Annotated in this window: 10 protein-coding genes; 2 read left to right on the plus strand and 8 right to left on the minus strand. The window is 37.8% G+C overall.

What is annotated here, in order from left to right:
- Positions 1-250 precede the first annotated feature (250 nt).
- From HZA38_00070 to HZA38_00085, 4 genes are all read right to left on the minus strand, one after another.
- Complete coding sequence (locus HZA38_00070; GenBank protein MBI5413898.1) at positions 251-715, minus strand: hypothetical protein; 465 nt, start codon at positions 713-715, stop codon at positions 251-253.
- 97 nt (positions 716-812) lie between these two features.
- Positions 813-1,196, minus strand: a complete 384-nt coding sequence (locus HZA38_00075) for a DUF302 domain-containing protein (protein ID MBI5413899.1) — start codon at positions 1,194-1,196, stop codon at positions 813-815.
- Positions 1,197-1,333: 137 nt separating this feature from the next.
- Entirely contained in the window at positions 1,334-2,029 is a 696-nt protein-coding gene (locus tag HZA38_00080) for an amino acid racemase (protein ID MBI5413900.1), read from the minus strand.
- A 72-nt stretch (positions 2,030-2,101) separates the two neighbouring features.
- Positions 2,102-3,097 (minus strand): hypothetical protein, encoded by a 996-nt coding sequence (locus HZA38_00085; GenBank protein ID MBI5413901.1) that lies wholly within the window; start codon positions 3,095-3,097, stop codon positions 2,102-2,104.
- 190 nt (positions 3,098-3,287) lie between these two features.
- On the opposite strand from HZA38_00085, the gene HZA38_00090 reads away from it, so the two are divergent.
- Positions 3,288-3,569 (plus strand): dihydropteroate synthase, encoded by a 282-nt coding sequence (locus HZA38_00090; protein ID MBI5413902.1) that lies wholly within the window; start codon positions 3,288-3,290, stop codon positions 3,567-3,569.
- Positions 3,485-4,102 (plus strand): dihydropteroate synthase, encoded by a 618-nt coding sequence (gene folP, locus HZA38_00095; protein ID MBI5413903.1) that lies wholly within the window; start codon positions 3,485-3,487, stop codon positions 4,100-4,102. The genes HZA38_00090 and folP overlap by 85 nt, the downstream gene beginning before the upstream one ends.
- A gap of 60 nt (positions 4,103-4,162) precedes the next feature.
- Here folP and HZA38_00100 read toward each other — a convergent pair whose 3' ends face one another.
- From HZA38_00100 to HZA38_00115, 4 genes are all read right to left on the minus strand, one after another.
- Positions 4,163-4,999: a hypothetical protein gene (locus tag HZA38_00100; protein MBI5413904.1), complete on the minus strand. Its 837-nt coding sequence runs from the start codon at positions 4,997-4,999 to the stop codon at positions 4,163-4,165.
- A 232-nt stretch (positions 5,000-5,231) separates the two neighbouring features.
- Entirely contained in the window at positions 5,232-5,561 is a 330-nt protein-coding gene (locus HZA38_00105) for a type II toxin-antitoxin system PemK/MazF family toxin (GenBank protein MBI5413905.1), read from the minus strand.
- A complete protein-coding gene (locus HZA38_00110; protein ID MBI5413906.1) occupies positions 5,558-5,806 on the minus strand; it encodes a hypothetical protein in 249 nt (82 codons plus the stop codon). Before HZA38_00110 ends, HZA38_00105 begins: the two co-directional genes overlap by 4 nt.
- 87 nt (positions 5,807-5,893) lie before the next feature.
- Positions 5,894-6,119, minus strand: a 226-nt coding sequence (locus HZA38_00115; GenBank protein MBI5413907.1) for a DUF1858 domain-containing protein, incomplete at its 5' end; no start/stop codon positions are given.

Below are 6,119 nucleotides of genomic sequence, written 5' to 3' on the forward strand. Positions count from 1 at the left end.
GACTTTTTCTTTTCTAACATCCTCTCTATTTCCTCTCGCTCTTTGAAGCTGATTGGCTTGCGAACTTGTTTCATGTCTAGAAATAAAATATAAACTTATTTTATCTCTAGGGTGGTGCTTATAATTTTAGAATGTACGCTTTGTAAACTCCTGTTATTTTTTTGTAAAGTATTCTCCAAATGCCCTTTTCGTGCTTATGATACAAAAAAATGTCGAAGTTCAAAAGACGAGCTCGATTGTGAAAATCTCCTTATTTTCGTATTCTTACAATTTTCCCCTTATTTACTTTCAATAATTCCTTTGTTGAAATTTTCACAAGAGCACTTGGGGCTCCGCCGCCGACATAAACAACTTCTTTCTCCAAAACTAATGGATCAATAAGAAATATCCCGTCGTAACCGAAAGGAGGAGTTCCGCCCACCAGATATCCAGTTTTTTCAAGAGCTTGTTCTGGTGTTGCAACACTCGGTCTTTCAATTCCCAACTCTTTCGCGACTCTTGATGTGCTGGCTCTGTATGATCCGAGGACAATTGCACCAATCGTTTTATTATCGCCAGTAATCATACAGATCGTTTTAATGAAGTCATCCGGTTCAGCATTTGCTTCTCTGCAGGCATCTTCTACAGTGTGCACAGTTTTATCGAAATGAATATGTTCCGCCTGAATATTATTCTCTTGTAAAAATTTCTTTAGTTTTTCTTCGTATGGATTCATAAAATGCCCTTAAAAAATTGTTTCAAAAAATTGAGGACCAAATTTTAAACCAAGATAGAAATACGCCAATTCCAATGCCGATGATAAGAATTTCATACTATCGAGAATTATTGATAATATCCTGGATTTTTTTATCAATTTCCTGCGGCTTATCTCCGAGATCAACATTTGGGAAAAATTGAGCGAGGATAGCCAGGCGCATGCCGGAAATAAAGGTTTGCCCATCTTTGATGTAAACATTGATTTTACACGGCATGCAAAGTCCGATTTTAATATCGGCGTTTAAAAAAGCATTGGCATATCCGGCATTGCAAAATTCAATGATTTTAAACGAATCCCTCTGAAAACCTTTTTCTGTTAAGTTTTTTTGTAGATCATGAATGTGCAAAACTCGCATGCCTGCTTTGGCGATTTCTTCTTCAACGCTTTTTACGGCTTCATCAAAGCTTTTTGATGTTGTTTGGGTGTAGTCGAAGTTCATAATTTTAGATGGTTACATTGTTTTCAAGAGGAATTCATTGTAATCCAAAGAATAATATTTATAAATAATTTTTTCTTCTAGCGGAGTCGCTTTCCCCCGCGTTGCGGGGGCGAGAAGATTCGACCGCTGGGGGAAACTCATCCTTCGGAAATATACTTCAAAACCGACTCTACATGAATATCCATGGGATTTAGAAGCGGCTGAGTGGTGTTCGTTGTATCTAAAATCAGTGGCAGTTCTGTGCATCCCAGAATGGTGGCATCCACATCATATTTTTTCATAATTTCTAGGAGTCTCACTCGAGACGCATCATTTACTTTTCCCAAACAAAGTTCTTTGAAAATAATGTTGTTGATTTCATTTTGCTCATCTTCACTCGGAACGAGGACTTCAATCGCGTATTTCGCGCAAATGGGAGCATAGAAATTTTTCTGCATCGTGTATTTTATCCCGAGAAGAAGAAGCTTTTTGTAATTTTTTTCTTTCGCTGCCTCAGCCGTTACTTCTACAATGCTGATCATTTTCGTATCGGTTTGTTTTTGGATATCATCAAAAACGCTGTGCGGAGAATTCGCTGCCATAATAATGACGTCGGTATGAGCATCTTCTAATACCCGAATTCCCGACAGAATATAGTCGATATATCCGACCATATTATTGGTGTCTTCAAAATCGGTAAATTTTTGAAAATCCAAGCTGAAGATAACGACTTCGGGGAAATAATAATTTCCAAATTTTTGAAAATATTTCTGATGAAGAAGCTCATAATATTTCCCAGTGGATTCATGGCTTATTCCGCCGAGGATGCCGATGCGTTTTTTTGACGGGGGCATAAGGAAAGTTATTCACTGTTCATGATACAAAAAAGATGTCAAAGTCAAAAAGAATAAAGATTTCGGTCATCTTTAATAATTCCGCCAAACACCTTCTTTATCTCCTTCGCAAATATTATATTCCTTAACGAGCATCACTTTATTCCCTAAAAAATCGTAATCATAGAACATCTTGGAACTGCATCCCGCATCACCACCAAATCCTTCCATTTTAATAATATTTCCTTCCCTTTTTCCAAAATTTTTCATTCCAGCTAGGCAGCCCCTTCCTTTTTCATTTAATGTTGCTTTCTCAAGAGAGCTGCTTTTTATGGTGTATTTATAAATTGAGCCAGATTCACAATATTCTCCATGAACAAGGGATAAGAGCATGCCACCATTTTGAGAGTAGCAAGCATCTGATATCTGGCTGAAGAATTCTTGAGCTATAGATTTAAATCCTGAATACCACTCTTCTTCCGAATATTCTGGAATTTTCTTACATCCATCGAAAGTAATTTGAGGGAGCATCTCATCCTTTTTTAAACTCTTCTCTGATATATTTTGTTCTTGTTGGGAATTCGGGTCTTCCGAGTCCTTGTTTGAGATAAAAGTCCTCATCATGTCATCTAATAGGTTGTTATAATTCACATAACTCAAAATTGTTATTTCAAAAATTTTCTCTTTTTCATAGAGAATATATGTATACCCGCCAGCTTGTTGTTTCGGGGCTTCATCAAATTCATATCGTACAGCATCTATCCATTCATCCTCGTTAAAATTTTCAGGCAAAGGCGATATTTTTATTTTTTTTAAATTTTTTATATTTACATCTTTCGCTCTGTTTTGATAGTACTCATCTAGGGTTTCATTATCTTTGTTGTCAGATACATATAGCATAATGGCTTGAGTACTAGTAAAACACAGTTTGTTATTTGTATCACAGGTCCCATTTCGCATAATAATATTGCCAGAATCGATCGTCGGGTTTCCTGTTATAGTGAAAAATGACGGATATTGAATTTCAAATCCATTTTTTTTGTCCTCATAAGTTTTTGCGAATCCTATAGTATCACTTGATTTTGTCACAAGTTTTTGATTTGGAATTGCCGGAGTTGATTCTTTCGCGCATCCAGTGAGAAAAATTATCCCCAAGAGTACTGAAGTGAACATGACTGATGTTCTCATAGCGTTGTTTTGTAAGAAACGAAAAAGAGATTCGGTTGCGTGATTTTTCTCCACATCGCTATTATACTTCCCTCACTTCCAAAATCAAAAAATGTTTCTCAAACAACTTCCTTTCATCCTCGGCATCCTCAACCTCACCCCCGACTCTTTCTCGGATGGCGGCGATTTCTTGAATCCTGAAAAAGCAATTCAGCGAGCAGAAGAAATGATGTCGGAAGGCGCCGACATGATTGATGTGGGAGCCGAAAGTTCCGCTCCAAATTCAAAAGAAGTTCTTGCGGAAGAAGAATGGAATCGGCTGAAAATATACTTCCAGAACTTCAGAAAAAGAAAATCCCATTTTCCGTCGATACGTGGAAAGCAGAGGTTGTGAAAAAAGCGATGGAATTTGCGCCAGCAATGATCAACGACGTCACTGGACTTCGTGGCGATCCAAAAATGGGTGAGGTGCTTCGTCAGTATGAGAATGTTCAAATTTGCATCATGTATTCCAAAGATGAAACCGCACGGACGACTTTTCAGAATTCATCAGAATCAAATATTGTACAAAAAATCAGTTCATTTTTTGAGGAAAGATTACGATTCTGCGAAGAGCAGGGGATTTTAAAAAATCGAATCATCCTTGATCCCGGAATGGGAGCATTTTTGTCGGCAGATCCCGACAAAAGTTTTGAAGTGCTTCGTCGACTTTCTGAATTCAAAAAATTCGAGTGTCCACTTCTCGTGAGCACTTCGCGAAAGAGTTTTCTCCGAAATGTTTCTGATCCTAAAAATCCAAAAAATCGAGTCGTCGCTTCCGTCGTTTCCTCACTTCTTGCTATTCAAAACGGCGCATCCATCGTAAGAGTGCATGATGTGAAGGAGATGGGAGAAGCGGTGAAAATGTGGAAGGCGGTGAGTGGATAATTTCGCGGATCACTCGAGGACTGGAGACTCCTGAGGAAGGAAAATAGGCTATCTGAAAAATTATAATGAGGGTATTTGTGAATATTCCGTGCACTTATCTGTTCCAGATTTCTCCTTGTCGGAATTAACGTCAGAATTACACCTTTTGATTATCGTCACATAGTTCTTCCTGAAATCATAGATAAATTCTGTTGTTTGTGTGACGCCCGCCTCTCCGTCCTTTCCCGTCATAATAATTTGGTTCCCAACTCTTTTTCCAAATTCTCGTGGGGTTGCGAACCAAACATATTGATCTTTCTGAGGAATGCCCTGTTTCTGATAATTTGCGTCGGTTTTTTTGTACCAATTTGATTCTTTCCCTCCGTGAATATCTTCTCTTTTTGCTAGGCTCAATACTTTTGAAGCGGTATCATATTTGAGGAGTTTAAATCCGATGCCACCATAGTCTCCGGGAGCAAGAGCGAGCACCATATTTCCATTTACAGAAAAGCAGATGTCAGTAATTCGGTCGACTTGGAATGGTTCATTGGGAAGTGGTTTATAGTCGTTCCCCAGGTAATTAACCTCATAGTCTTCGATCTGATTCAGTTTTTGTGCTGCAGCAATAAAATCGCTATACCACGAAGATGAAGCATATTTCTCTTTTTCTCCACAACTATCAAAAGTGATTTGTATCCCCTGAGGAAGAGGCGTTTCTTTTGCTGATGGCGTTTCGGAACTTCCTTCAAGAATCTTTTCCTCTTCTTTAATTTGTATTTCGGTATTTTCTTTTATGTCCTCTTTTGTGGGCGTTATTCTTTCTTCTGGAGAAAGAATATTATTTTGTGAATTTGAGCTGCATCCGTTGAGGAGCGCTATGCTAAAGAGAAGGAAGATACCTAAGAAAATTTTTTTCACAGGAAAATGGACAAAAATCGGCTCACAGTTTAAAAGAATTGTTTTGTTTTTGCAAATTCCTAAAAACGTGCCAGCTGTATATTTAACGAACGCTCGAAATTACGTTCTGTCGTCGGAGTTTGTCGACACTTATATTTCGAGAAATTGTCTGTCGCGAGGTATTTCATATGAATTTCAAACAATAACAGGAGCACGTTTACAAACGTGCTGAATGTGGAGACTGCTCCAGATTTCAAAGATCAAAATGTATTCTGAGATATATATCAACCTTTCGCAGAGTCTTTGTATCAACAGAACCAATAAAATGAATACATCTTTTTTTATCGAAGGAAGAAATTTGAGATGTCCTAATTACTGAATCACAAAAAAGACGATTTTGATTATCTTTTTTCAGAAAAATATCATATTCCTTCTGGAGTTCTATTTTTGATGAAATAGGCATTACGGTGATTAACTTTGAGTCAATAGTCTCTGATTGTATGATAATTCCTAGACGGACTTTCTGTATTTCCGCCCCAAGAGCAGGTTCGAAGTTAATAAGGTATATTTCTCCTTTTTTCATTTTCTCTTGAGTGAGAGGTAATATTTCAGTTCTTCTTTGTCCAAGAAATCTTCTCCCACATCTTGTATGTTGGCAATTTCTACATCTTTTTCTGTAGCTTCGGCAAATGTTTGAATCATCTGAGTCGGTCGAATTTCAGCAATAGGAACGCTGTTGTATATGAGAAGAAAAGTTTCCTTATTCTTGAGTCTGGTAGCGACTTCTGGGAAGTTCTCCCGAAGTTCGCGAACGGAAATAGCGATCATATGATTATCTAAAGATTATCTTAAGTTTATCTTAATTTGATTAAATTATCAATACGAATCTGTCGTCGGAGTTCGTCGACACTTTTTTTAGTAAGGAGTCGCCTCTTCTGGGGCGACCCTTTGGTCACCCGGGGACGGGTGACTCCTAGGAACAATAGTATTGATTTCCTTTAAAAATTCATCGAGTTCTTCTTCCGAAAATCCATGACCGAGAATCCCCTGCTCAATGGTTTCATACGAAGAGACGTAACATCCGACACAATGAACTCCAAAATCTAAAAATACATCTGCTAACTGCGGATATTTTTCGACA

It is taken from the genome of Candidatus Peregrinibacteria bacterium (genome assembly GCA_016220175.1).
In the GTDB taxonomy this organism is placed as follows: Bacteria; Patescibacteriota; Gracilibacteria; order CAIRYL01; family CAIRYL01; genus JACRHZ01.

Coding starts and splice junctions, on each gene's coding strand:
- HZA38_00075 (MBI5413899.1), bottom strand. CDS start 1,196: ATGAACTTCGACTACACCCAAACAACATCAAAAAGCTTTGATGAAGCC.
- HZA38_00070 (MBI5413898.1), bottom strand. CDS start 715: ATGAATCCATACGAAGAAAAACTAAAGAAATTTTTACAAGAGAATAAT.
- HZA38_00105 (MBI5413905.1), bottom strand. CDS start 5,561: ATGAAAAAAGGAGAAATATACCTTATTAACTTCGAACCTGCTCTTGGG.
- HZA38_00090 (MBI5413902.1), top strand. CDS start 3,288: ATGTTTCTCAAACAACTTCCTTTCATCCTCGGCATCCTCAACCTCACC.
- folP (MBI5413903.1), top strand. CDS start 3,485: ATGGAATCGGCTGAAAATATACTTCCAGAACTTCAGAAAAAGAAAATC.
- HZA38_00080 (MBI5413900.1), bottom strand. CDS start 2,029: ATGCCCCCGTCAAAAAAACGCATCGGCATCCTCGGCGGAATAAGCCAT.
- HZA38_00110 (MBI5413906.1), bottom strand. CDS start 5,806: ATGATCGCTATTTCCGTTCGCGAACTTCGGGAGAACTTCCCAGAAGTC.